At 74.5% G+C, this 23,827-nt stretch carries 23 protein-coding genes; 17 read left to right on the forward strand and 6 right to left on the reverse strand.

The genetic code is table 11. The features are described from left to right. Window positions 1-35 precede the first annotated feature (35 nt). The 5 genes from AB0I21_RS03885 to AB0I21_RS03905 are packed head-to-tail and all read left to right on the forward strand — an operon-like array spanning window position 36 to window position 8,892. Window positions 36-1,808 carry a thiamine pyrophosphate-dependent enzyme gene (locus tag AB0I21_RS03885; RefSeq protein WP_360558853.1) on the forward strand — a complete coding sequence of 591 codons (1,773 nt, stop codon included), beginning with the start codon at window positions 36-38 and terminating at the stop codon, window positions 1,806-1,808. Beyond that, window positions 1,805-4,828 (forward strand): FAD-binding and (Fe-S)-binding domain-containing protein, encoded by a 3,024-nt coding sequence (locus AB0I21_RS03890; protein ID WP_360558855.1) that lies wholly within the window; start codon window positions 1,805-1,807, stop codon window positions 4,826-4,828. Before AB0I21_RS03885 ends, AB0I21_RS03890 begins: the two co-directional genes overlap by 4 nt. Continuing rightward, window positions 4,825-5,934 carry an enolase C-terminal domain-like protein gene (locus tag AB0I21_RS03895; protein ID WP_360558856.1) on the forward strand — a complete coding sequence of 370 codons (1,110 nt, stop codon included), beginning with the start codon at window positions 4,825-4,827 and terminating at the stop codon, window positions 5,932-5,934. The genes AB0I21_RS03890 and AB0I21_RS03895 overlap by 4 nt, the downstream gene beginning before the upstream one ends. 45 nt (window positions 5,935-5,979) lie before the next feature. Beyond that, window positions 5,980-6,294 (forward strand): hypothetical protein, encoded by a 315-nt coding sequence (locus AB0I21_RS03900; protein ID WP_360558857.1) that lies wholly within the window; start codon window positions 5,980-5,982, stop codon window positions 6,292-6,294. After that, a complete protein-coding gene (locus tag AB0I21_RS03905) occupies window positions 6,295-8,892 on the forward strand; it encodes an AAA family ATPase (protein WP_360558859.1) in 2,598 nt (865 codons plus the stop codon). 7 nt (window positions 8,893-8,899) lie between these two features. Here the strand turns inward: AB0I21_RS03905 and AB0I21_RS03910 are convergent, their stop codons facing one another. Then, window positions 8,900-9,496 (reverse strand): VOC family protein, encoded by a 597-nt coding sequence (locus AB0I21_RS03910; RefSeq protein WP_360558860.1) that lies wholly within the window; start codon window positions 9,494-9,496, stop codon window positions 8,900-8,902. A gap of 151 nt (window positions 9,497-9,647) precedes the next feature. Between AB0I21_RS03910 and AB0I21_RS03915 the strand changes: the two genes are divergently transcribed. Further along, entirely contained in the window at window positions 9,648-11,084 is a 1,437-nt protein-coding gene (locus AB0I21_RS03915) for a TerD family protein (RefSeq protein WP_360558862.1), read from the forward strand. A 4-nt stretch (window positions 11,085-11,088) separates the two neighbouring features. Here the strand turns inward: AB0I21_RS03915 and AB0I21_RS03920 are convergent, their stop codons facing one another. After that, window positions 11,089-12,042, reverse strand: a complete 954-nt coding sequence (locus AB0I21_RS03920) for an NADP-dependent oxidoreductase (RefSeq protein ID WP_360558863.1) — start codon at window positions 12,040-12,042, stop codon at window positions 11,089-11,091. A gap of 96 nt (window positions 12,043-12,138) precedes the next feature. On the opposite strand from AB0I21_RS03920, the gene AB0I21_RS03925 reads away from it, so the two are divergent. Next, the gene (locus AB0I21_RS03925; RefSeq protein WP_360558865.1) at window positions 12,139-12,738 is read left to right on the forward strand and encodes a helix-turn-helix domain-containing protein; all 600 of its coding nucleotides are present in this window, start codon (window positions 12,139-12,141) and stop codon (window positions 12,736-12,738) included. Between the two features lie 141 nt (window positions 12,739-12,879). Beyond that, window positions 12,880-13,659 (forward strand): NAD-dependent deacylase, encoded by a 780-nt coding sequence (locus tag AB0I21_RS03930; RefSeq protein ID WP_360558867.1) that lies wholly within the window; start codon window positions 12,880-12,882, stop codon window positions 13,657-13,659. On the opposite strand, the gene AB0I21_RS03935 is transcribed toward AB0I21_RS03930, so the two are convergent. Beyond that, window positions 13,640-13,936 (reverse strand): hypothetical protein, encoded by a 297-nt coding sequence (locus AB0I21_RS03935; protein WP_360558869.1) that lies wholly within the window; start codon window positions 13,934-13,936, stop codon window positions 13,640-13,642. The two genes, AB0I21_RS03930 and AB0I21_RS03935, sit on opposite strands and share 20 nt — an antisense overlap. 2 nt (window positions 13,937-13,938) lie before the next feature. Next, window positions 13,939-14,601, reverse strand: coding sequence for a DJ-1/PfpI family protein (locus AB0I21_RS03940; RefSeq protein WP_360558871.1), 663 nt, complete (start codon window positions 14,599-14,601; stop codon window positions 13,939-13,941). A 95-nt stretch (window positions 14,602-14,696) separates the two neighbouring features. Between AB0I21_RS03940 and AB0I21_RS03945 the strand changes: the two genes are divergently transcribed. Both AB0I21_RS03945 and AB0I21_RS03950 read left to right on the forward strand, forming a co-directional pair. Next, window positions 14,697-15,635, forward strand: coding sequence for a helix-turn-helix domain-containing protein (locus AB0I21_RS03945; protein WP_360558872.1), 939 nt, complete (start codon window positions 14,697-14,699; stop codon window positions 15,633-15,635). A gap of 80 nt (window positions 15,636-15,715) precedes the next feature. Continuing rightward, window positions 15,716-16,222 carry a GNAT family N-acetyltransferase gene (locus AB0I21_RS03950; protein WP_360558874.1) on the forward strand — a complete coding sequence of 169 codons (507 nt, stop codon included), beginning with the start codon at window positions 15,716-15,718 and terminating at the stop codon, window positions 16,220-16,222. Window positions 16,223-16,256: 34 nt separating this feature from the next. Here AB0I21_RS03950 and AB0I21_RS03955 read toward each other — a convergent pair whose 3' ends face one another. Then, window positions 16,257-16,871 carry a DUF4386 domain-containing protein gene (locus tag AB0I21_RS03955; RefSeq protein WP_360558876.1) on the reverse strand — a complete coding sequence of 205 codons (615 nt, stop codon included), beginning with the start codon at window positions 16,869-16,871 and terminating at the stop codon, window positions 16,257-16,259. Between the two features lie 146 nt (window positions 16,872-17,017). On the opposite strand from AB0I21_RS03955, the gene AB0I21_RS03960 reads away from it, so the two are divergent. Beyond that, on the forward strand, window positions 17,018-18,472 hold the full coding sequence (locus AB0I21_RS03960; RefSeq protein WP_360558877.1) for a BTAD domain-containing putative transcriptional regulator: 1,455 nt from the start codon (window positions 17,018-17,020) through the stop codon (window positions 18,470-18,472). Here AB0I21_RS03960 and AB0I21_RS03965 read toward each other — a convergent pair. Further along, complete coding sequence (locus AB0I21_RS03965) at window positions 18,462-18,959, reverse strand: hypothetical protein (RefSeq protein WP_360558879.1); 498 nt, start codon at window positions 18,957-18,959, stop codon at window positions 18,462-18,464. The genes AB0I21_RS03960 and AB0I21_RS03965 overlap by 11 nt on opposite strands. A gap of 162 nt (window positions 18,960-19,121) precedes the next feature. Here AB0I21_RS03965 and AB0I21_RS03970 point away from each other — a divergent pair, with 162 nt between their 5' ends. From AB0I21_RS03970 to AB0I21_RS03995, 6 genes are all read left to right on the forward strand, one after another. After that, a complete protein-coding gene (locus tag AB0I21_RS03970; RefSeq protein WP_360558881.1) occupies window positions 19,122-19,718 on the forward strand; it encodes a helix-turn-helix domain-containing protein in 597 nt (198 codons plus the stop codon). Between the two features lies 1 nt (window position 19,719). Then, window positions 19,720-20,994 (forward strand): MFS transporter, encoded by a 1,275-nt coding sequence (locus tag AB0I21_RS03975; RefSeq protein ID WP_360558883.1) that lies wholly within the window; start codon window positions 19,720-19,722, stop codon window positions 20,992-20,994. Window positions 20,995-21,057: 63 nt separating this feature from the next. Beyond that, complete coding sequence (locus tag AB0I21_RS03980) at window positions 21,058-22,236, forward strand: GNAT family N-acetyltransferase (protein ID WP_360558885.1); 1,179 nt, start codon at window positions 21,058-21,060, stop codon at window positions 22,234-22,236. A gap of 101 nt (window positions 22,237-22,337) precedes the next feature. Continuing rightward, window positions 22,338-22,835: a DPP IV N-terminal domain-containing protein gene (locus AB0I21_RS03985; RefSeq protein ID WP_360558887.1), complete on the forward strand. Its 498-nt coding sequence runs from the start codon at window positions 22,338-22,340 to the stop codon at window positions 22,833-22,835. Between the two features lie 20 nt (window positions 22,836-22,855). Beyond that, window positions 22,856-23,368, forward strand: coding sequence for a GNAT family N-acetyltransferase (locus AB0I21_RS03990; RefSeq protein WP_360558888.1), 513 nt, complete (start codon window positions 22,856-22,858; stop codon window positions 23,366-23,368). Then, entirely contained in the window at window positions 23,365-23,814 is a 450-nt protein-coding gene (locus AB0I21_RS03995; protein ID WP_360558890.1) for a DUF2004 domain-containing protein, read from the forward strand. The genes AB0I21_RS03990 and AB0I21_RS03995 overlap by 4 nt, the downstream gene beginning before the upstream one ends. Window positions 23,815-23,827 lie beyond the last annotated feature (13 nt).

Below are 23,827 nucleotides of genomic sequence, written 5' to 3' on the forward strand. Positions count from 1 at the left end.
CGGACCGGCCCGACACCGGAAAGGACCAACGCCACATGGAAACCATCACCTCCGAGGTACTGATCTCCCGGCTGGCCGACTGGGGCGTCGACACGGTGTTCGGCATCCCCGGCGACGGCATCAACGGGATCATGGAAGGGCTGCGGCGCAACGCCGACCGGGTGCGCTTCGTCCTGACGCACCACGAGGAGGCGGCCGCGTTCATGGCCACCGCCCACGCGAAGGCCACCGGACGCATCGGGGTGTGCCTGGCCACCTCCGGGCCCGGCGGCATCCATCTGGCCAACGGCCTGTACGACGCGAAGCTCGACCACGCGCCGGTGCTGGCGATCACCGGGATGCAGGAGACCTCGGTGCTCGGCACCGGATACCAGCAGGAGGTCGACCTGACCCGGCTGTACGAGGACGTCAGCGTCTACAACCAGCTGGTCGTCAACCCGCAGCAGCTGCCCGCGCTGGTGGACGTGGCGATCCGGCACGCGTACGCCCGGCGCGGTGTCGCGCACCTGTGCGTCCCCAACGACATCCAGGTGGCGCCGGCCGACGCCGACCCGTACCAGCACGTGTCCCCCGCCAAGCCGCCGGCCACGGCGCCGGTGTACCTGACCGGCTCGGTGCGGCCCCGCGACGAGGACGTCGCCCGCGCCGCCGAGGTGATCAACGGCTCGGCGAAGGCGGCGATCCTGGTCGGTGTCGGCGCGCGCGGCGCGGGCGCACTGGTGGAGCGGATGGCCGACACGATCGCCGCCCCGGTGATCAAGACCCTGTCCGGCAAGATGGTGATCCCCGACGACTCGCCCTACACCACCGGTGGCATCGGACTGCTGGGCACCGCCCCCAGCGAGGAACTGATCGACGACATCGACACCCTCGTCATGCTGGGCACCAACTTCCCGTACACCAAGTACCTGCCGCAGGCGGGCAAGGTCAAGGTCGTCCAGGTCGAGATCGAGGAGACCCGGGCCGGGATGCGCCTGCCGACCGACGTGCCGCTCATCGGCGACGTCGACGCGACGTTGCACGCGCTCATCCCCCGGCTGACCCGCCGCACCGACCGGTCGCACCTGCAGCGGTACCAGGCGCAGATGCGCGACTGGAACGAGAAGATGCACACCCTGGAGAACGGCGAACGGGACCCGATCGCCCCGCAGTACCTCGCGTCCTGCCTGGACGAGCTGGCGAACGAGGACGCGGTGCTGTGCTGCGACTCCGGCACGATCGCCACCTGGGCGGCGCGGCACTGGCGCATCCGCGGCGGGCGCGAGTTCTACCTGTCGGGCAACCTCGCCACGATGGCGCCCGGCCTGCCCTACTCGATCGCCATCCAGCACGCCTTCCCCGGCCGGCAGGTGATCGCCTATCAGGGCGACGGCGGCTTCGCGATGCTCATGGCCGAGTTCAACACCGCCTGCCGCTACGACCTGCCGATCAAGGTGGTGATCAACAACAACAACGCGCTGGGCCAGATCCTGTGGGAGCAGATGGTGCTCGGCTACCCCGAGCACGGGGTCCGCTTCGGCGACCCGAAGCCGGACTTCTCCGCCTGGGCGCACGCCTGCGGCGGCTTCGGCGCCCGCGTCGAGAAGGCCGGCGACCTGCGCGCCGCGCTGGTCGAGGCGTTCACCCACCGCGGCCCGGCGCTGGTCGACGTGACCGTCGACCCGAACGAGCCGCCGATGCCCGGCAAGGTCAGCTACGAGCAGGCGAAGAAGTTCGCCCAGGCCTTCCTGCACGGCCAGCCGCACAAGGCGTCGATCGCCACCACCCTGTTCAAGGACAAGATCCAGCAGCTGAAGGCGGACCGGTGACCACCCTGCTGCCGGCGCCCAGGGTCCGCACCGCCCGGCCCGCCGGCGTCGACGTCGACGCCCAGGGCCTGGCCGCCGCGCTGCGGCAGCGGATCCACGGCGGCGTGCGCTTCGACGACGGCACCCGCGCCCTCTACGCCACCGACGCCTCCAACTACCGGCAGGTCCCGATCGGTGTGGTGGTGCCGCGCACCCTCGACGACGTGGTCGCCACGGTGGCCACCTGCCGCGAGTTCGGCGCGCCGCTGCTGTCCCGCGGCGGCGGCACCAGCCTGGCCGGCGAGTGCTGCAACGTCGCCGTGGTCATGGACTTCTCCAAGCACCTCAACGCGATCGAGTCCATCGACGGGCCGCACCGGCGGGCGGTGGTGCAGCCGGGGCTCGTCCTCGACCAGCTCAACGCCGCCACCCGGCGCCACGGCGGGCTGGTCTTCGGGCCGAAGCCCGCCACGCACAGCCACTGCACGATCGGCGGGATGGTCGGCAACAACTCGTGCGGCTCCACCGCCCAGTGGAGCGGCACGACCGCCGCCAACGTCGAGCGGCTGGAGATCCTCACCTACGACGGCGAGCGGATGTGGGTCGGCGAGACCTCCGACGAGGAGTACCGGCGGATCCTCGCCGCCGGCGGCCGCCGCGCCGAGATCTACCGGGCGGTGCGTGACCTGCGCGACCGGTACGCCGGGCAGATCCGCGCGTTCCCGAAGCTGCCGCGGCGCATCTCCGGCTACAACCTGCCGGCGCTGCTGCCCGAGCACAGCATGAACCTCGCCCAGGCGCTGGTGGGCACCGAGTCGACCTGCGTGACGGTGCTGCGCGCGCAGCTGCGGCTGCTGCCCGAGCCGCCGAAGCACGTCCTGGTGCTGATGGCCTTCCCCGACATCGCCGCCGCCGCCGACGCGGTGCCCACCATCAACCGGTACGCCCCGACGGCCCTGGAAGGGCTCGACGACAAGCTGATCCGCTACGAGGGCGAGGAGCACATGCGCCCCGAGGCGCTGAAGCTCCTGCCCGAGCCGACCAACCACACCGGTCGCGGGGCCGCCTGGCTGATGGTCGACGTCGGCGCCGACACCGTCGAGGAGGCGAAGGACCGCGTCCACCGGATGCTCGACGAACTGGGCCACGACGAGGGCAAGGTCTTCGACGACCCGGAGCACCAGGCGCAGCTGTGGGCCGTCCGCGAAGGCGGCCTCGGCGCCACCGCCCGCACCCCCGGCGGGCCCGACACCTGGCCCGGCTGGGAGGACTCCGCCGTGCCGCCGGAGCGCCTCGGCGACTACCTGCGCGACTTCCAGCGGCTGCTGCACCGCCACGGCTACGACGCCGCCAGCCTCTACGGCCACTTCGGCGACGGCTGCCTGCACACGTCGATCCCGTTCGACCTGGTCACCGCGGGCGGTGTGGCCGACTTCCGCACCTTCGTGGAGCAGGCCGCCGACCTCGTCTCACACCACGGCGGGTCCTACTCCGGCGAGCACGGCGACGGGCAAGCCCGCGGCGAGCTGCTGACCAAGATGTACGGACCGGACGTCGTCCAGGCCTTCGAGGAGTTCAAGGCGATCTTCGACCCGGACAACCGGATGAACCCCGGCAAGGTCGTGCACGCCAACCCGCTCGACGGACAGCTGCGCCTCGGCGCCGGTTACGCCCCCGCCGAGCCGGCGACCTACTTCCGGTACACGGAGGACAGCGGCAGCTTCGCCCGCGCCGCGCTGCGCTGTGCCGGGGTCGGCGCGTGCCGCCGGCCGGAGCCGGACCAGGGCGTGATGTGCCCCAGCTACCAGGTCACCGGCGACGAGGAGCACTCCACCCGGGGGCGGGCGCGGCTGCTGTTCGAGATGGTGCGCGGCGAGACGATCACCGGCGGCTGGCGGGAGCAGTCGGTGGCCGACGCCCTCGACCTGTGCCTGGCCTGCAAGGGCTGCAAGCGGGACTGCCCCATGCACGTCGACATGGCCACCTACAAGGCCGAGTTCCTCGCCCATCACCACGCCGGGCGGATCCGGCCCCGGTCCCACTACTCGCTGGGCTGGCTGCCGGCGGCGGCCCGGCTGGCGGCGCTGGCCCCCGACCTGGTCAACGCCGTGACGCACGCGCCCGGGCTCGGTGCCGCGGTCAAACGGCTCGGCGGCATCGACCCGCGCCGCGACCTGCCGCGCTTCGCCGGGGCGAGCTTCCAGCGGTGGATGCGCAACCGGACGCCGGGCGGCACCGGCGAGCGCGGCACGGTGCTGCTGTGGCCGGACACCTTCACCACGTACCTGTCGCCGGGCATCGCCGCGTCGGCGGTCGGCGCGCTGGAGGCGGTCGGCTTCCGGGTGGAGCTGCCCCGCGGGCCGGTCTGCTGCGGGCTCACCTGGATCTCCACCGGGCAGCTCGGGGTCGCCCGCCGGGTGCTGCGGCGCACCGTCGACACGCTCGCGCCGTGGCTGCGGGCGGGGGTCCCGGTCGTCGGGCTGGAGCCGTCCTGCACGGCGGTGTTCCGCGGTGACACGCTGGAGCTGCTCGGCCACGACCAGGACGCGCTGCGGTTGCGCAAGCAGACGCGGACGCTCGCCGAGCTGCTCGTCGCCGACCACGACCTCAAGCTGCCCGAGCTGCGCGGTGAGCACGGCGAGCGGCCGCACGCGATCAGCCAGACGCACTGCCACCACCACGCCGTGCTCGGCCACGACGCCGACGTGGAGCTGCAGCGCCGGGTCGGCCTGGAGGTCGACCAGCTGGCGTCCGGCTGCTGCGGGCTGGCCGGGGACTTCGGCATGACCCCGGATCACCGGGACGTCTCCCTCGCCGTCGGTGAGCAGGTCCTCCTGCCGGCGGTCCGGGAGGCCGCGGCCTGCACGCTGATCCTCGCGGACGGCTTCTCGTGCCGGACCCAGATCGAGGAGGCCGGCACGGACCGGCACGCGCTGCACCTCGCCGAGGTGGTCAACGCCGCGCTGCGCGGCGTGCCGGCGGGCGAGCGGCCCGAACGCGCGCTGTCGGTGCGTCCGGAGGCGAGAGCGGGGCGGTCGTGACCGCCGAGGTGCCCGTCGAGCGGGTCGCCGCGGCGGTGTACCGGATCCCCACCGACGCCCCGGAGGCCGACGGGACCATCGCCTGGGACAGCACCACCATGGTCACCGTCACCGTGACGGCGGGCGGGCAGACCGGGCTCGGCGCGAGCTACACCGCGCCGGCCGCCGGGCAGCTCGTCGAGCAGACCCTCGCCCCGGTGGTCACCGGGCGCTGCGCCCTCGACGTGACCGCCGCCTACGAGGCGATGCACCGGGCCGTGCGCAACATCGGCCGGCCCGGCGTCGCCGCGACCGCGATCTCCGCCGTCGACATCGCCCTGTGGGACCTCAAGGCCCGGCTGCTGGACCTGCCCCTGGCCCGCCTGCTCGGCGTCGTGCGGACCGCGGTGCCGGTCTACGGCAGCGGCGGGTTCACCACGTACGACGACCGGCAGCTCACGGCCCAGTTCGGCGGCTGGGTCCACGAGCAGGGCATCCCGCGGGTCAAGATGAAGATCGGCGAGTCGTGGGGCGGCCACGTCGAGCGGGACCTCGCCCGGATCCGGCTCGCCCGCCAGGTCATCGGACCGCAGGCGGCGCTCTACGTCGACGCCAACGGCGCTTACCAACGCAAGCAGGCGATCCGCGTCGCCCGGGCCGCCGCCGAGCACGACATCGCCTGGTTCGAGGAGCCGGTCTCCTCCGACGACCTCGACGGGCTCCGGCAGGTCCGCGACGCGGTGCTCCCCGACGTGGCGGCCGGCGAGTACGGCTACGACCTGCCCTACTTCGCCCGCATGATCGACGCCGGGGCGGTCGACTGCGTCCAGGCCGACCTCACCCGCTGCGGCGGGATCACCGAGTGGCGCAACGTCGCCGTCCTCGCCGCCGCCCACGGCCTGCAGGTCTCCGGGCACTGCGCGCCGCACCTGCACCGCGACGTCGCCGCCGCCACCCCCAACCTGCGCCACCTGGAGTGGTTCCACGACCACGTGCGCATCGAGTCGATGCTCTTCGACGGCGCCGCCGCCCCGGACCCCGGCGGCACCCTGGCGCCGAACCTGTCCGCCCCCGGGCACGGCCTGACCCTCGACCAGGACCGCGCGCGGCAGTACCGGATCGGCTGACACTACGTCGGCGTCACCCACCTGGAGACGCTCACCGACATCCTCGTGCACGGCCAGGACATCGCCGTCCCGCTCGGCCGCGACCTGCCCACCCCGGCGGAGGCCGCGGCCGTCGCCACCACCCGCACGCTGACCATGAGGCTGCCCCCGCCGCTGCCGTCGGCGAAGCGGCTCACCGGCTTCCGGCTCGTCGCCACCGACACCGCCTGGACGCACGGCGAAGGCCCCGAGGTCCGCGCCCCGATGGCCGCGCTGCTCCTGCTCGCCTGCGGCCGCCTCACCGCCCTGCCGCAGCTCAGCGGCGCCGGCGCGGCGCAGCTCACAGGCCGCCTGAGCGCCGGCGCACGGCACAATGTGTAGGTGCGAGCGAAGATCACCCGGCCCGAGCTGCGGGGCCGGCGCCACGAGCGGGAGCGGCTCGACCGGCTGATCCGTGACGTGCGCGCCGGCCACAGCCGGGTCCTCGTCCTGCGCGGCGAGGCCGGCGCCGGGAAGACCGCGCTGCTCGACCAGGTCGCCGGCGACGCCACCGCGGTGACGGTCGCCAGGGCCGCCGGGGTCGAACCGGAGACCGAGATCGCCTACTCGGCGCTCCAACAGCTCCTCGCCCCGCTGCTCGGCCACCTCGACGCGCTGCCCGAGCCGCAGCGGCGCGCGCTCGGCACCGCGTTCGGGCTCACCGCCGGCGACCCGCCGGAGGCGCTGCTCGTCGGGCTCGCCGTCCTCGGCCTGCTCGCCGAGGCCGCCGCGGAGCGGCCCCTGGTGTGCGTGGTCGACGACGCGCAGTGGCTCGACCGGATGTCCGAGGTCATCCTCACGTTCGTGGCCCGGCGGCTCGACGCGGAGTCGGTGGCGCTGGTCTTCGCCGCCCGCACGCCCGGCGGCGACCGGATCCTGGCGGACCTGCCCGAGCTGCGCGTCGACGGGCTGCCGGAGGCCGACGCGCGGGCGTTGCTGGATTCGGTGCTGCCGGGCCCCGTCGACGACCGCGTGCGGGACCGCATCGTCGCCGAGACCCGCGGCAACCCCCTGGCGCTGCTGGAGCTGCCCCGGGAGCGGACCGCGGCGGAGCTCGCCTTCGGCTTCGGCGGGCCGGGCGGCGCGCCCGTCGCCGGGCAGGTCGAGGAGGACTTCCAGCGGCGCGTCGCCGCCCTGCCCGCCGACACCCGCACCCTGCTGGCCGCCGCGGCCGTCGAGCCGGTCGGCGACCCCGCCCTGCTGTGGCGCGCCGCCGGACGGCTCGGCGTCGGCATGGACGCGGCCGCCGCCGCGGAGCAGGCCGGCCTGGTCGAGTTCGGTGCGCTGGTACGGTTCCGCCACCCGCTCGTCCGCTCCGCCGCCTGGCGCGTCGCCGGCCCGGCGACGCTCCGCGACGTGCACGCCGCCCTCGCCGCCGGCACCGACCCCGGCCTCGACCCCGACCGGCACGCCTGGCACCGCGCGCACGCCGCGACCGGCCCCGACGAGGACGTCGCCCTGGAGCTGGAGCGGTCCGCGGACCGGGCCCTCGCCCGCGGCGGGCGGGCCGCGGCGGCCGCGTTCCTGGAGCGCGCCGCCGAGCTGACCACCGACCCGAAACACCGCTCGGCGCTGCTGCTCGCCGCCGCGCGGGCCCGGCTCGCCGCCGGCGCCGCCGACCGTGTCCCGGACCTCCTCGCCGCGGCGGGGCTCGGCCCGCTCGACCCGCTCCAGCAGGCGCGCGCGGAGCGGCTGCGAGCCCAGGCGACCCTCGCGCTCGCCCCCGGCCCGGCCGCCGGCCCGGCGCTGCTCGCCGCCGCCCGGCGCCTCGAGGCACTCGACCCGGCGGCGGCCCGGGAGACCTACCTGTCCGCGCTCGGCGTCGCCGACCCCGCCGGCGACGAGCTACGGCGGACGGCCGAGGCGGCGCTGGCCGTGCCGGCGGCGGACGACGCGCCGGGAGCGCTGCTCACCGGCCTCGCGACGTGGGCCCTGGACGGATCCGCCGCCGCGGTGCCGGCGCTGCGGCGGGCCCTCGACGCGATCGACCCGGCCCGCGACCTCGACCTGCTGTGGCTGGCGGTGCCGGCTGCCCTGGAGGTGTCCGACATCGCGACCGCGCACCGGCTCAGCGGCGCGGCGGCCGGCGCGGCGCGGGCGGCCGGGGCGCTGTCCGTGCTGCCCGTCGCGCTGACGCTGCACGCCGGGACGCTGCTGCTCATGGGCCGGTCCGGCGAGGCGGCGGACCTGCTCGCCGAGTGCGAGGGGCTCGCGGCGGCCACCGGCGCCGCCCGGCACGCCGAGGTCGGCTGCGGGCACGCGTCGCTCGCCGCGCTCCTCACCACCGCCCCCGCCGCACTCCTGACCACCGCGCCCGGCGCGCGCCCGGCGCTGGGCATGCGGGCGCTGGTGCTGTCCGAGGTCGTCGAGGCCGCGGTACACGCGAACGAGCCGGCCGTCGCCGCGGACGCCCGGGACCTGCTGGCCGCGCACGCCGCCGCGACCGGCACGGACTGGAGCCTCGGCGCCCTCGCGCTCGCCGACGCGCTGACCGGACCCGGCGAGGCCGCCGACGGACGGTTCCGCGAGGCCGCCGCCCGGCTCGAGGCCGCCGGACTGGGCCTGCTCACGGCCCGCGCCCGGCTGCTGCACGGCGAATGGCTGCGGCGCGAGGGCCGCCGCGCCGACGCCCGGACCGTGCTGCACGCCGCGCACGACGCGTTCGACGGCATGGGCCTGCACGCGTTCGCCGAGCGGGCGGCCCGGGAGCTCGCCGCGACGGGTGAGACCGTCCGCAAACGGTCGGAGGGCCCGTCCGACGAGCTCACCGCGCAGGAGGCGCAGATCGCCCGCCTCGCGGTCGCGGGCCGGACCAACCCGGAGATCGGCGCCGCGCTGTTCCTCAGCCCCCGCACCGTCGAGTGGCACCTGCGGAAGGTGTTCGGCAAGCTCGGCATCACGTCCCGGCGCGAGCTCGCCGCGGCGCTGGTCCGGCCCTGACGGCCGCTCAGCTCCTGAGGCCGGCGGCCTCCGCCATGTACGTGGCGTACCAGGCGGGCCAGTTCTCGTCGGCGCGGCCCAGCTCCTGCTCGTGCCGGCCGTGCGCCGCCGCCGCCTCGCGCAGCGCGTGCTCCAGCTCCGCCACCGAGCCGAAGTTCGCGTGGTCGACGCGGCCCGGCAGGCGGCGGGTGATCTCCTGCAGCACGAACTCGTTGCCGTCCGGGTCGGTGAACGACGCGAACGACGCGTACGACTGCCGCCGCGGATCAGGTCCGGGCGCCCGCGCCTCCGTGCCGGCGTGATGGAAGACGCCGCCGGCGTCGTGGAACACCTCGCTCACGTCCACCCCGCGGGTCGCCAGCTCCTTCTGCGCCGCGACGACGTCGTCGACGACCAGGTGCACCCCGCGCACCGAGCCTGGCTCCGCGTCGGTGACCCGGTCACCGAAGATGATCGACGTGGCCGACCCGGGCGGGGTGACCTGCACGACCCGGAACTCGTCGGCACCGGTGAAGTCGGCGTCCTCCCGGCAGCCGATCCCGAGGTAGAACCGCTTGGCCCGGTCGACGTCCGAGACCGGCAGCACGACGATTTCGAGCTTCATGTCCACCATGCCGGTCCTCTGCCCACTCCGGCGCGCATCTACCTTCCCCGCCCGACCCCATGCCACCCTTCCGCCTCCTCCGCCCCGCCGCCTTCTCCGCCCCCTCGCGGCCCGTCGTATTGTGAGGGCCTGACGGGGAGAGGATGGGTCCATGTCGATGCTCAAGGGCGCCAACATGCCAGTGCAGGCGCCGGTGGTCCGGGCCGTGCTGGGGTGGCAGAGCGGGCCGGGCGTGCCCGACGCGGACGGCTCGGCGCTGCTGCTGACCGGCGGTGGCAAGGTCCGCGACGACAACGACTTCGTGTTCTACAACCAGCCGTCGCACCCGGCCGGCGCGGTCCGGCACGAGGGGAAGGCGACCGCGGGGAGCCAGGTCACCGACACGGTGTTCGTCGACCTGGGCCGGGTCGAGCCGGCGATCGAGCGGATCGTGCTGGCCGCGTCCGCCGACGGTGGCACGTTCGGGAAGGTGCCGGGGCTGCACATCCGGCTCCTGGACGCGACGAGCGGTGCGGAGGTCGCTCGCTTCGACAGCCCTGGTGCCACGACCGAGACGGCGTTCATCTTCGGCGAGTTGTACCGGCGGGCCGGGCAGTGGAAGTTCCGGGCGGTCGGGCAGGGGTACGCCTCCGGGCTGGCGGGACTGGCCCGCGACTTCGGCATCTCGGTCGACGACGCGCCCGCGCCCGCTGCTTCCGCGCAGCCGACGGAATACCCGCCGCCCGTCTCCAACCTGCCGATGGCGCCGCCGCCTCCGGTCGCGCCGCCGGCTCCGGTCACACAAGGGTGGCCGTCGGTGACCGTGACCGGGCCCGACGGGCAGCCGCAGCGGATCGGGCTGCCCGCGACGGTGCCCCCGCCGGTCGCCCCGCCCCCGCCGCCGGCGCCCCCGGTCCCCGTCGCGCCGCCGGCTCCCCCGGCGCCGCCCGTCGCGCCGCCCGCGCCGGTGCGGCTGTCCAAGGTCACGCTCACCAAGCAGGCGCCGACGGTGTCGCTCGCCAAGCAGGGCGGCCGGTCCGGTTCACTGCGGGTCAACCTCAACTGGAGCATGCGTTCCCTCGGCAAGCGCGGCCTCTTCGGCAAGCAGAGGACCGCGCACCTGCCCGACCTGGACCTCGACCTGTGCTGCCTGTGGGAGCTCATGGACGGCCGGAAGGGCATCGTCCACCCGCTCGACAACCAGTTCGGTCAGCTGAACGACGCGCCGTACATCATGCTCGACGGCGACGACCGCACCGGCGCCAACGAGGCGGGCGAGAACCTCACCATCAACCTCGACCACACCGACAAGTTCCGCCGGATCCTGGTCTACGCCAGCATCTACGACGGTGCCGACTCGTTCGCCGGCCTCGACGCGGTCGCCACCCTGTATCCGCAGCACGGCGCCCCGATCGAGATGCGCCTCGACGAGTGCACCGTCATGTCGCGGGCCGGCGTGCTGTTCCTCATCGAGAACGTCAACGGCGAGCTGGTCGTGCGGCGCGAGTCGCGGTACATCATCCCGGCGCCCGGCCAGTTCCGGAACCAGGCCGTCGACCTCGCCTACAACTGGGGCCTGTCGTGGGTGGCGGCCGGGCCGAAGACCTGACGGGTCACACGACGACGACCAGCTTGCCGGTGGTGTGCCGGCGGGCGAAGTCGACGCAGGCCTGCGCTCCCTCGGCGAGGGTGTACCGGCGCCCGATCGTCGCCCGGAGGCCGGCGTCCGCGACCTCGCGCATGCCGCCGTGGACGCCTTCCATGTCGAGGACGAACCTGAGCTCGACGTCGTCGCGGCCGGTCCAGTCCTGCCGCGGCACCGGGAACGTGATGGTGAGCAGCCGCCCGCCGGGCCGGACCGCGGCCGCGACGCCCGTCAGCGCGTCGCCCGGCAGGGTGAGGTTGACCGCGGCGTCGACGCCCGACGGGTAGCCGGACTCGGCGTATCCGATCGTCTCCGCGGCGCCGAGGTCGCGCAGCAGGCCGGCGTCCTCGTCGGTCGCGGTGGCCACGACCTCGGCGCCCGCCGCGGCGAGCAGCGGGACGAGGGTCGTGCCGACGCCGCCGGTCGCGCCGACGACCAGGATCCGCTCGCCGGGGCGGACGCCGGCGGTGGCCATCAGCGCCCGCGCGGTCAGGCCGGTGGTGGCGAGCGCCGCGGCGTGCTCGGCCGTCAGGCCGGCGGGGCGGTGCGCGACGAACGGCGTGTCGGCCTCGACGACCGTGTATTCGGCGAGGGAGCCGGTGCTCATCGACGGGCGCGGGCCGAGCATCGGGCGCAGCGCCCGGGGTGCGGCGTAGCCGAAGATCTCGTCGCCCTCGGCGTAGCCGGTCACGCCCGGGCCGGTTTCGGCGACGGTGCCGGCGAAGTCGTTGCCCGGCACGTGCGGGAACGTCAGGGGCGCCGTGTCGCGGAACTGCCCGCTGGGGATGACGACGTCGCCCGGGTTGATCGAGGCGGCGGCGACGCGGACCAGCAGCTGGCCCGGTCCGGGCCGCGGGACCGGCAGCTCGCCAACCGTGTACCCCTCGGGTGGTCCGTAGTCACCGGCGATCACTGCGCGCATGAGGTCCTCCGGAATCCATAAGCGGACCACTCGGTCCGCTTCTAGTGAAAACACTAGTCATAAACGGACCGCACGGTCAACTTGTACGATGGCACCATGACCTCGAGCCGCCCACAGCGCGCCGACGCCGCGCGCAACCGGGCGGCGCTGCTGGCGGCCGCCGCCGACGAGTTCGCGGAGCGGGGCATGGACGCGTCGGTGGCCGACATCGCCCGCCGCGCCGGCGTCGGCAAGGGCACGGTGTTCCGCCATTTCCCGACGAAGGACGACCTGATCGCCGCGATCGTGCTCGACCGGGTCGACGAGCTGACCGCGGCCGGCGATCGCCTGCTCGGCGAGGCCGATCCGGGCGTGGCGCTGCTGGCGTTCATGACCGCCGCCGCCCACCAGCGCCAGCAGCGCGACCTGTCGTTCCTGCACGGCGCCGGCGACGTCGACCCGGCAGTGACGGGCGCCCGCGAGCGGATGTACCGCGTGATCCACGACCTCGTCGACCGGGCCCGCGGCGCCGGGGCGGTGCGCCCCGACGTGACCGGCGCCGACGTCATCCTGCTGATGTGCGCCCCGAACTACGTCGCCGGCTACGTGCCGGACGCGTCACCGGACCTGTGGCGCCGATACCTGGGCATCCTGTTCGACGGTCTCCGCCCGCAGGGCGCCCACCCGCTCCCGGCGCCACCACCCACGCTCGCCTGACCCGCCAGGCCTCGCGCCTCGGCGGCGCCGCCGACGTTCGCCTGACCCGCCAGGCCTCGCGCCCGGCGTCGCCGCCGACGTTCGTCCGACCCGCCAGGCCTCGCGCCCGGCTCGACGGGCGTCCATGGCAGGATGCGGCGCATGCAGCGTGTCCTGCCCGACGGCGTCGCGGAGCGCATCGCGACCGCCGGCCGGGTCGTCGTGTTCACCGGCGCCGGGATCTCCGCGGAGAGCGGCGTGCCGACGTTCCGCGACGCCCTGACCGGCCTGTGGTCCCGGTTCGACGCGTACGAGCTGGCCACCCCCGAGGCGTTCGAGGCCGACCCCGCGCTCGTCTGGGGCTGGTACGAGTGGCGCCGCGCCGCCGTCCGCAGGGCCGAGCCCAACGCCGGGCACGTGGCCGCCGCCGCCCTCCAGTCGCTGGTGCCCGGCACCGTCGTCGTCACGCAGAACGTCGACGACCTGCACGAGCGGGCCGGCTCCAAGGACCCGGTCCACCTGCACGGCAGCCTCTTCGCGCCCCGCTGCGTCGCCGGCCACCCGTTCGACGCACCGCCCGGCGACGACGACGTCCCCGACGACCTCGGCCCGGTCCCGCCGCCGCGGTGCACGGCGTGCGGCGCGCTGGTGCGGCCCGGCGTCGTGTGGTTCGGCGAGGCGCTGCCCAGGGCGGCCTTCGCGGCGGCCGTCGAGGCGGCGTCCTCCTGCGACGTGCTGCTGAGCATCGGCACGTCCGGCGTGGTGTACCCGGCGGCCGAGCTGCCCGTGGTCGCCACCCGCTCCGGGGCGACCGTCATCCAGGTCAACCCGGACGAGACGCCGCTGGACGACATCTGCGACGTCAACCTGCGCGGCACCGCCGCCCGGCTGCTGCCCGCCATCTACGCCGAGGTCAAGGAGGTCACCGCCGGCGGCCGGTGACCTTCGACCCCGGAAGGCGACCGGCCTTGGCGGTGCCCGCCAGGGTGTCGCCGTCGATGGTCACGTCGAAGACCAGGTTGAGCCGCAGGGGGCGGGTGACGGCCTGCTTCCAGGTGAGCCGGTCGCCGTCGAGGATGACGTCGGTGAGGGGGACCTCCTCTCCCTCACCGGCGGCGACACCGGTCAGGGCGGCACCGTCGCGGCGGATCACCGCCGTGGCGTTGATCCTGCCGATGGGCGTGGCGATGGTCAGGTCCCAGGTGCCTTCGGCCGTCATGTTCACCACGCCCCGGCGGGCTGCGGGCCGGCGTCGCGCCAGACGGTGCCGCGCCGTTCGTAGGCGAACAGCTCCTCGACGGCGTGCGCGATCCGCGGGCCGAGCTCGCGCTCCAGGAGGTACAGGGCGAGGTCGAGCCCGGAGGTGACGCCGGCGCCGCTGACGAAGTCACCGTCGTCGACGACCCGCGCGCGGACGGCGCGCACGCCGGTGGCGTCGAGCAGGTCCAGGCCGAGGTGGTGGGTGGTGGCGTGGCGGTCCTCCAGCAGGCCCGCCATGGCGAGGACCAGGGATCCGCCGCACACCGAGGCGACGGTCACGGCCGGCTCGTCCATCGCCGCCTTGAGCAGCCCCGGCAGGTCGGTGGTCAGGGTCCGGCCCAGCAGGACCGGGATCGAGTCGTCGGTGGGCTCGTCCCCGGGGTCGCCGACGCGACCGGCGGCGCCGGGCACGACGACCAGCCCCGGACGCGACGGGTCGAGGGCCGCGGTCGCCCGCAGCGCCAGGCCGCCCGTGCCGCTCACCACCTCCCTGGGGCCTTCGGCGGAGACGAGCGCCACGGTCAGGGCCCCGCCGACCGCGACGGCGCCCGCGTGCAGCACCTCGTACGGTGCGATGACGTCCAACGGGTCGAAGCCGTCGAACAGGACTATCTGCGCATGCATGCGACTCACGCTAAGGACCTGGTGGCGGCGGCCCCAGTGGCATTCGTGACCACTTCCGACGGGATTTCGCCAACCCGTGCGGTACCGTGCCGGCCATGCACATCGTCGCCGTGCTCGCCTTCGACGGGGTGATCCCGTTCGACCTGGCCACCCCGATCGAGGTGTTCACCCGCACGTGCCTGCCCGGCGGCGGCCCCGGCTACGAGGTCCGGGTCTGCGCCGAGCGCCCGCACGTCGACGCGGGCGCCTTCACCCTGACCGCGCCGTGGGGCCTCGACACCCTGGCCGAGGCGCACACGGTCATCGTGCCCGGCACCGCCGACCCGGCCGCCGCGCTGACCCCGCCGGTCCGGGCCGCCTTGCGTACCGCGGCGGCGAACGGCACCCGGATCGCCTCGATCTGCGCGGGCAGCTTCGTGCTCGCCGCCGCCGGCCTGCTCGACGGGCTGCGGGCCACCACCCACTGGATCGCCGCCGGCAGCCTCGCCGCCGCGCACCCGTCGGTGGACGTCGACCCCGGCGTGCTGTATGTCGACAATGGACAGATCCTCACCTCCGCGGGCGCGGCGGCGGGCCTGGACCTGTGCCTGCACATGATCCGCCGCGACTACGGGTCCGCGGTCGCCGCCGCCGCCGCGCGGCTGTCGGTGGTGCCGCTCGAACGCGAGGGCGGCCAGGCGCAGTTCATCGCCCACGACCACCCGCCGACCCCGCAGGGCGCCGAGCTGGAGCCGCTGCTCACCTGGCTCCAGCAGCACCTGCGGCGCGACCTGACCCTCGCCGACATCGCCGCGCAGGCCGGGATGAGCACCCGCACCCTGATCCGCCGCTTCCGCGACCAGACCGGCCTGACCCCGCTGCAGTGGCTGCACCGCGCCCGCGTCCGCCGGGCCCAGCACCTCCTGGAGACCACCCGCCACTCCGTCGAACGCATCGGCGCCGAGGTCGGCTTCGGCTCACCGACCGCGTTCCGCGAACGCTTCAAACGCACCACCGGCGTCAGCCCGCAGACCTACCGCCACTCGTTCAGCTGACCCGCCCACACCCGGCCCGGGCCTCGAGAATTCCCGGGAAAAACAGCGACACCGGGGCCCGGGTCGATGACGATGGGCGGATGGCGATGGTGGTACGGCAGGTACAGGCGGGCGACGGCCCCGGACGGGCACGGCTGTGGCAGGAGAGCGGCGCGTTCTTCGCCGGCCTCGACCCGGCCACCGCGCAGGAGCCGCAGACCGACGGGCTCGTGGAGTGGCACGAGGAGCTGCACTCGCGGTACGCGGACGACCCGACGGTGCTGATGCTGGTCGCCGAGCAGGACGGGGACATCGTGGGGGCGGCGGTCGCGCGGGTCGAGGAGCCGCTGCCGACCGCGCACTGGCAGCTGCAGCGCGACCTCGCCCACCGGCGGGTCCACGTCGACGCGCTGACGGTGGCCGGCGGCGCCCGCCGCGGCGGGGTCGGGTCGGCGCTGATGGCCGAGGTCGAGCGGTGGGCGGTCGAGCGCGGCGCGGCGGCGATCATGCTGGAGACCGGCGTGGACAACCCGACGTCGATGCCGTTCTACGAGCGGCGCATGGGCTACACCCGGCACGAGGTCGTGTTCCGCAAGGACCTGCGGTGACCGCCGGCCGCGCTCGCAGCAGTCGCGCTGTGGGTCAGCCCGTCGGTGCCCGGAAGCCCCTCACGAGCAGCCAGACCGCCAGGACCATCTCGTTCACCGCGAGCGGGACCACCAGCGCGGCGTGCGCGGGTGACGCGGTGGTGAGGCCCCCGAACATCACCAGGCCGGCGTCGGTCACGTACAGCGCCACCCCGGCCAGCGCCCAGCCCGGGAGCCAGCGGGGGACGAGCCGTGACCGGAAGAGCACGACGTTGAGCAGCAGCGCGCTGAGGCAGAAGAACAGCGCGGCCGGCGCGTAGCCCCACGTGTCCTGCGTGTCCAGCACCGACCGCACGGCCGGGTCGAGGCCGCCGTCACCCGCCGCGACCAGGATCAGCGGCCCGAACGCGGCCGGCAGCAGCAGCACCACCTCGACCGTCCGCGCCACCACGTAACCGACCGCGGAGCTTTCGCTGTACACCTTGAGCACCGGGAACAGCGCCGCCGGGATCATCGCGATCGCTCCGGCCATCACCAGCACGGCGAGCGCGCCGGCCGACTGCCGGTGCGCGCTGCCGGTGCCGCCGCCGAGCAGCGCCGCGCCGATCACCCCCGCGACCGTCGCGGTGATGAAGAGGGCTCCGGTCACCCGTGCCGCCGTTCGATGCATGTCGTTCGCTCCTGTCTCGTCGGTGCGCCCATGCTCGCGGCCCGCCGGTGTGCAGCGGGTGTGCGTCCGGTTGGGGAACGGGGTTGCCGCCGGTTCGCGGCGCGTGGCACGCTCGCCGCACGTCGTCGGCCCGTGGGAGCAGCGCTGTGGTGCGGATCGGTCTGCTCGGCGGGGTGCGCGTCACCACCGACGACGGCGAGCCCGTCGACATCGGCTCCGCGAAGACCCAGACGCTCCTGGCCGCGCTCGCCCTCTCCCCCGGCACGCCGCTGCCCCAGTCGCGCCTGGTGGACCTCGTGTGGGGCGACGACCCGCCCCGCACCGCGCACAAGACCCTGCAGTGGCACGTCGCGCAGCTGCGCAAGGGGCTCGGCGGGCCGGCGATCGCGCGGGTCGGCGACGCGTACCGGCTGGACGTGCCGCCCGACGCCGTCGACGTCGCCCGCTTCCGGCGGCATGTCGGCGACGGCGACCCCGGCGGCGCGCTCACCCACTGGGGTGGTTCGCCGCTCGCCGGGCTGGACGCGCCCGGCCTCGCCGGCGCGGTCGCCGGGCTGACCGAGCAGTGGGCGGCGGCCGTCGAGGCCGACCTGGAGCGGCGCGCGGCGGCGGACCCGCGTGGTGCCGTGCCCGCGCTCGCCGAGTTCGTCGAGCAGCACCCGCTGCGGGAGTGCGCGTGGGCGGTGCTGATGACTGCGCTGTTCCGGGCGGGGCGCCAGGCGGACGCGCTCGCCGCGTACCGGCTCGCCCGCCAGCACCTCGTCACCGAGCTCGGCGTCGAGCCCGGCCCCGAGCTGCGCGCCGCCGAGGCGCAGATCCTCGCCCACGACGAGCGGCTCCGCGGTGCCGCGTCCTCGACCGCGCTGTTCGGGCGCGACCAGGACCTGGCGGCGACCCTCGACGCCCTCACTGCGGCACCGGTCGCGGCGCCGGTCGTGACGCTGGTGGGGCCCGGCGGGATCGGCAAGACCCAGCTCGCACTGGCGGCGGCTGGCGCGTCCGGGGGCGACCACTGGCTCGTCGAGCTGGCCGGGATCGTTTCGCCGTCGGATGTACCGCAGGCCGCGGCCGACACGATGCACCTCCCGCACCGCGCGGGGCAGACCCTCACCCAGTCGATCGTCACGGCCCTGCGCACCGGTCCCGCGCTGCTGGTCCTCGACAACTGCGAACACGTCCTCGACGGCGCCGCCGCCCTCGCCCAGGCCGTCGCCGCCGGCTGCCCCGCCGCGCGGGTCCTCGCCACGTCGCGGGAGCGGCTCGGCCTGTCCGGTGAGCGGGTCCTCGCCGTCGGCCCGCTCGCGCCGGACGCCGCCGTGTCGCTGTTCCACGCCCGGGCCGCGGCCGCCGACCGCACCTACGACCCGCAGGCCCACCCGGCCGCCGTCGCGCAGCTGTGCGACCGGCTCGACGGCATCCCCCTCGCCGACGAGGTGCGCGCGGCCGTCCCGGTCGAGCTCTGGTGGGCCGACGACACCCCGTCGGCGCCGCTGAAGGAGGCCACCGGCGGCCCGGCGTGGCGGGTCTGGCGCTCGCTCGTCGACCGCCACACCGAGCACGCCCTCCTGCGGTCGTGGTTCCGGATCGACCTCAGTCGCTGACCCCGAGGTGCAGCAGCCAGACCCGGCCGTCCGCGAGCACGACGAGGTCGACGTAGGCACCCTCGTACCAGCCGTCACACTGCACCGTGAGCTCCCACGCCTCGGCGTTGGCCGGCCACAACCGCGAGAGCAGCGCCGTCACCCACGCGGCGAGACCGTCGGCGACCGCCCGCGGCGCCGCCGGCCCGGCCCAGGCGTCCGGCTGCCGCGTCGGCACGAAGAACCCCGGCAGCGCCGCACCGACCACTGTGGACCAGCCGACCGGGGCCAACCCGGCGACCGTGCAGTCCCGTGGCAGCAACGCCTGCACGCTCGCCGGGACGCCGCCGGGCCCGAGGGGCACGTCGTCGAGCGTGAACGTGCACGCGTGGTCGGCCTCCTCGAGCAGGTCCTCGAGCACCTTCAACGCATGCCGGACCATGTCGGGCACCGCGTCGACCCGTGCGTTGCGTGCCGCCGACAGCGCCGCCCAGTCGAATCCCGTCACGCGGGCCACAGTAGCGGCATCCAGTGCTCCAGCTGGGGCTCGTCTCCGCCAGATGCTGCCAACCCTGACGAGTCCTCCAGTACAGGAGCGATCACTCCGTTGCGTGAGTCGATTCCAAGCATCTGCTTGACATTGCCGGGAGGGTGGCAGCACACTCCAAGCATGTCTTTGGAATCTCGCCACACCCAGCGGATCCTGGACGATCCGGTGACCATTCGGGCGCTGGCCCACCCACTTCGGATCAAGCTGCACGAGCTGGTCGGTCGGCAGGGCCCGACAACCGCGGCGCAGGCGGCCCGGCAGCTGGGCGTCAGCCAGGCGTTGGCCTCCCACCACCTGCGTCAGCTCGCCAAGTACGGCTTCGTCGAACCGGCCGACACCACCAACAACCGGGACCATCCGTGGCAGGTCACCGCCACGTCAATATCGGCGGCACGGACCGGGCAGGACGAAACCAGCGCCGCGGTCGACGTCCTGGACCAGATGGTGGCCGAGCGTGGCGTCGAACACCTCGCCGCGTGGCACCGCCGCCGCGACCAGTACGACCCGCGATGGCAGCGCAACGCCGGCGTCGCCCAGAGCCTGGTCTACCTGACGGTCGAAGAGTTCACTGAGCTGCACGAGGCGCTGGACGCCCTGATCACCCCACTCGTCGAACGGCGCCGCCTCGGCGAACACGCCGCCCGACCCGCCGACGCCCAACCGGTGAACCTGACCTTCATCAGCGTCCCGGTCGAACCGACCGCCGCTGACGGCTGAGATGCGCACGCTGTGGCGGGTGCTGACCCGCTACCGCGACCTGCGGCTGCTGCTGTCGGCCGGGCTCCTCTCGCTGACCGGTGACTGGATCCTGCGCACCGGCCTGGCCTACCACGTCTACGCACTGACCGGCTCCACCCTCGCTTCGGCCACCACTCTGCTGGCCGCCCTGCTCCCGCAGATAGCGCTCGGCTCGCTCGCCGGGGTTTACGCCGATCGGTGGGACCGCCGCCGCACCATGGTCGTCACCAACCTGCTCCTGGCCGCCGGGTTGCTGCCACTCCTCGCTGTCCACAGTAGAGACCAGGTCTGGATCATCTACCTGGTCACCGTCGCGCAGAGCAGCCTCGCTCAGTTCTTCATCACCGCCGAGGCAGCCATGGTGCCCCACACGGTGCCGCCGTGGGACCTCGTGACCGCCAACGCGCTCAACGGACAGAACCGCGACATCGCCCGGCTGGCCGGCGCCGCGCTCGGCGGTCTCGCCGCCGGGCTGGGCGGCATCACCGCACTGACCCTCATCGACATGGCCAGCTTTGCCGTCGCCGCGGCGATCCTCGCCCTGATCCGCCACCCGGCCGGTCCCGCGTCCCGACCGGCGCCGGCACACCATGCGATCCGCGAGCTCACCCATGGCGCGCGACTCGCCACTCGCCACCCAGCGCTGCGCCGCCTCCTCCTATTCGTGCTGATCATCGGATTGGGCGAGGCGATCATGGGCACACTCATGGCCCCGTTCGTCCGCGACATCCTGCACGGCGATGCCGAAGCCTACGGTCTGATCCTGTCCAGCCAGGCCGTCGGCGGCATCATCGGCGGCCTCACCGTCGCCGCCGCTGGAAACCGCTTCCCGCCACGCCACCTTCTCGGCTACGGCGCCCTCGCCTTCGGCGGGCTGGACCTGACGCTGTTCCTCTACCCGCTCCAGACCCAGGCGCTCTGGCCGGCGTTCGTCCTCATGATCGCCATCGGACTGCCCGGCGCCCTCACCATCACCGGCCTGTTCACTCTGCTCCAGACCACCACCGACGACGCGCACCGCGGACGGATCTTCGGCCTCGTCAACGCGATCCAAGGTGCCGCGATGCTCGCCGGGACACTCGCCGCCGGCGTCCTCAGCAGCCAGCTCGGCATCATCCCTGTCATCGCCTTCCAAGGCGTCGGCTACTGCGCCGCCGGCGCACTCATGCTGCTGTTCCTGACCCGAGCAACCAATCCGACCCCCCGACCATCAACCACGCCAGCAGCATCACTCGATCGACCAACGCCCGAATGACGCGACGTTGCCGCTGCCGTAGGTGTCCAATACCCGTACCACGGGCGCGGTACGGTGGGCGGCGTGGAGCTGGCCGGTGGACTGGTGGTGCGGGCGGCGCGGCCCGCGGATCTCGAACAGATCGGGGCGCTGCTCGCCGACCGCGGCGAGCCCGCCGACCGGCAGGACCACCGGCTGGTGGTGGAGGACGCCGACGGCGGATTCGACGCGTGCGCGGTGGTCGTCGACGGGGACCGGGTCGTGTCGACGGCGACGCTGCTGGACGAGACCGTCGTCCTCGGCGGGGTGGCGATCCCGGCGGGGCAGGTGGAGCTGGTCGCGACCGATCGCGAGTACGAGGGGCGCGGGCTGGTCCGGGCGCTGATGGGCTGGGCGCACGAGCGGTCCGCCGCCCGTGGGCACCTACTGCAGGTGATGATCGGGATCCCGTACTTCTACCGGCAGTTCGGCTACCAGTACAGTATCCCGATCCCGCACAGCAGGCCGGTCCACACCGTGCCGTCGACGCCCACCGAGTGTGCGGTGCGGGTCGCGGGGCCGGACGACATCGCGGCGATGGCACGGCTGCAGGACGCCGTGCAGCGCGCGTACGACGTGCGCATGCCGCACTCGCCGCTGTGCTGGCGGGCGCTCGTCGCACGGGCCGGCAGCAGCCAGGTCGTCGTGGAACGGGCCGGGCGGCTGATCGGCACGGGCCGGGTCACGCCACCGGACGAAGGCGTGGTGCTGGGCGAGGTCGCCGCCGCCGAGCCGGACGCGGTCGCCGCGCTGCTCGCCCACGCCGCCACGCTCGCGGACGGCGAACCGTTCTCGGCGAAGGACCGCGGCGGCCTCCTCGGCCCGCACCTCGCACCGCCCCCACCCGAGGCGAACGACTACTACCTGCGCATCCCCGACGTCGTGGCGCTGCTCGACCACCTCAGGCCCGTGCTGTCGGAGCGCCTGCGCCACCACGACGGCGAGGACGACGTCGTCGTGTCGTTCTTCCGCCGGCACGTGCGGCTGCGGCGCGCCGCCGGCGCGGTGACCGAGGTCGTCGCGGGCGGCCCGATGCAGGGCCCCGCGTCGCACGGCGGTGCGGGCGTGGCACCGGACCTCGTCGGCCCGCTGCTCTTCGGCCCGCACGGCATCGAGGGCCTCGCCGCCTGGCACGCCGACGTCTACCCCGGCCCGAACGCCGACCTGATGCGGGCGCTGTTCCCGCCGGTGAGGGCGGACCTGCTCACGTTCTACCTGCCGTGACGAGTCCCCGGCTGATTTCCGGCCGGGAACCGTTCAGGTGCGGGACAGTTGCGCCGATGGTCTCAGCGTCACACGGACGCGACGGACCACAGGGGGCACGGATGAACCGCACGACGATCACGAAGGCGCTCACGCTCGCCGGCTTCACCGCCGTCGCCGGGCTCAGCACGCTCGCCGGAGCGACCGCCGCGCACGCCGCCACCGCCCCGACCGTCTACGCCCGCGCCGGCGTCATCTACGCCGTCACCGACGGCCGCACGGTCCGCCTCACCGAGGACCAGGTCAACGCGCAGCCGAGCCTCTCGCCGGACGGGACGCGCATCGCGTACGTGCACAACAACACCGTCTGGGTGATGAAGTCCACCGGCGCCGGCAAGCACCAGGTGAGCGACCGCACCGGGACCGCACCCGCGTGGACCCCCGACGGCAACACCATCACGTACACGGCCGAGTCCTGCACCGGCGCGCCCGGCACGTTCCGCACCGGCACCCGCGGCGGCGGCGCCTCCCAGCCCCTCACCCCCGCGGAGTGCCGCGACCAGGCCGCACCGCAGGTCGGCTACATCACCGACGTCCCCGCCACCGACCCCGGCCAGTAGGCGGAAGGTACGGTCGGCGGGTGCCCGAACTCATCGCGCCCGACGCCCGCCTGCACGGCGCCTGGCTCGAGGCGCACGCCGAATGGGGCCCCGGCACGCACGAGGACGGGTTCGGCCTCGCACCCACCGACGACGTGCACTCGCCCGCCGGCTTCGCCGCGTGGGTGGACCGCCTCGCCGCCCGTTCGGTGCCGGACGGTTCGGGACGTCACCGCTGCCGGCACCGCTGGATCGTCGAGGACGGCCGCGTGCTCGGGGCGATCGCACTGCGCCACGGCGACGACGACTACGTGCGGTGGGCCGGCCACATCGGCTACGGCATCCGCCCCACCGCCCGCCGCCGCGGCCTCGCCACGTGGGCGCTGCTCCGCACCCTCGACGACGCCCGTACCCTCGGCCTGACCGGGCTGTTCACCGTCTGCGCCGTCGACAACGAGGCCTCGATAAGAACCCTCGAACGCGCCGGCGGCGTCTTCGAAGGCATCCGCGACACCCCGTTCGGCCCGGTCCGCCGGTACGGTTTCGCGTCATGACCCCGCGCACCGTCACGCACCCGGTCTTCGGCACGATCGAGTTCGACCCGGCCGACCGTGCGTGCCAGTGGGAGACGACAGCCGGCACGGTCCGCGTGGACGTGACGTTCGACGGCGCCACGATCTCCGCACCGGCGCTGGACGAGGTCGCCCCGTTCGTCACGGACCTCGCCGCCTTCGACGCCCGCGCCCGCGCCGCCATCGCGGACGACGTCGATGCGGTCCTCGACGACTACCTCGACTTCGACGGCGCCGAAGCGCTGCCCCACCGCACCCCGGACGCCTTCCCGGCGGCGCTGCGTCTGGTCCGCGTAGGCCTGCACCCCGGCGACCCCGAGTCCGGCGCGGTCTTCGACTACACCCTCGGCGAGGACCTCACCGACCACCTCGTCGCCGTCCGCTTCGGCCCCGGCGGTGCGGTCGACGACGTGGCGGTGGAGAGCTGACCGGTGGTTGACT

Origin of the sequence: Dactylosporangium sp. NPDC050588 (assembly GCF_040654975.1) — a bacterium.
Lineage (GTDB): Bacteria > Actinomycetota > Actinomycetes > Mycobacteriales > Micromonosporaceae > Dactylosporangium > Dactylosporangium maewongense.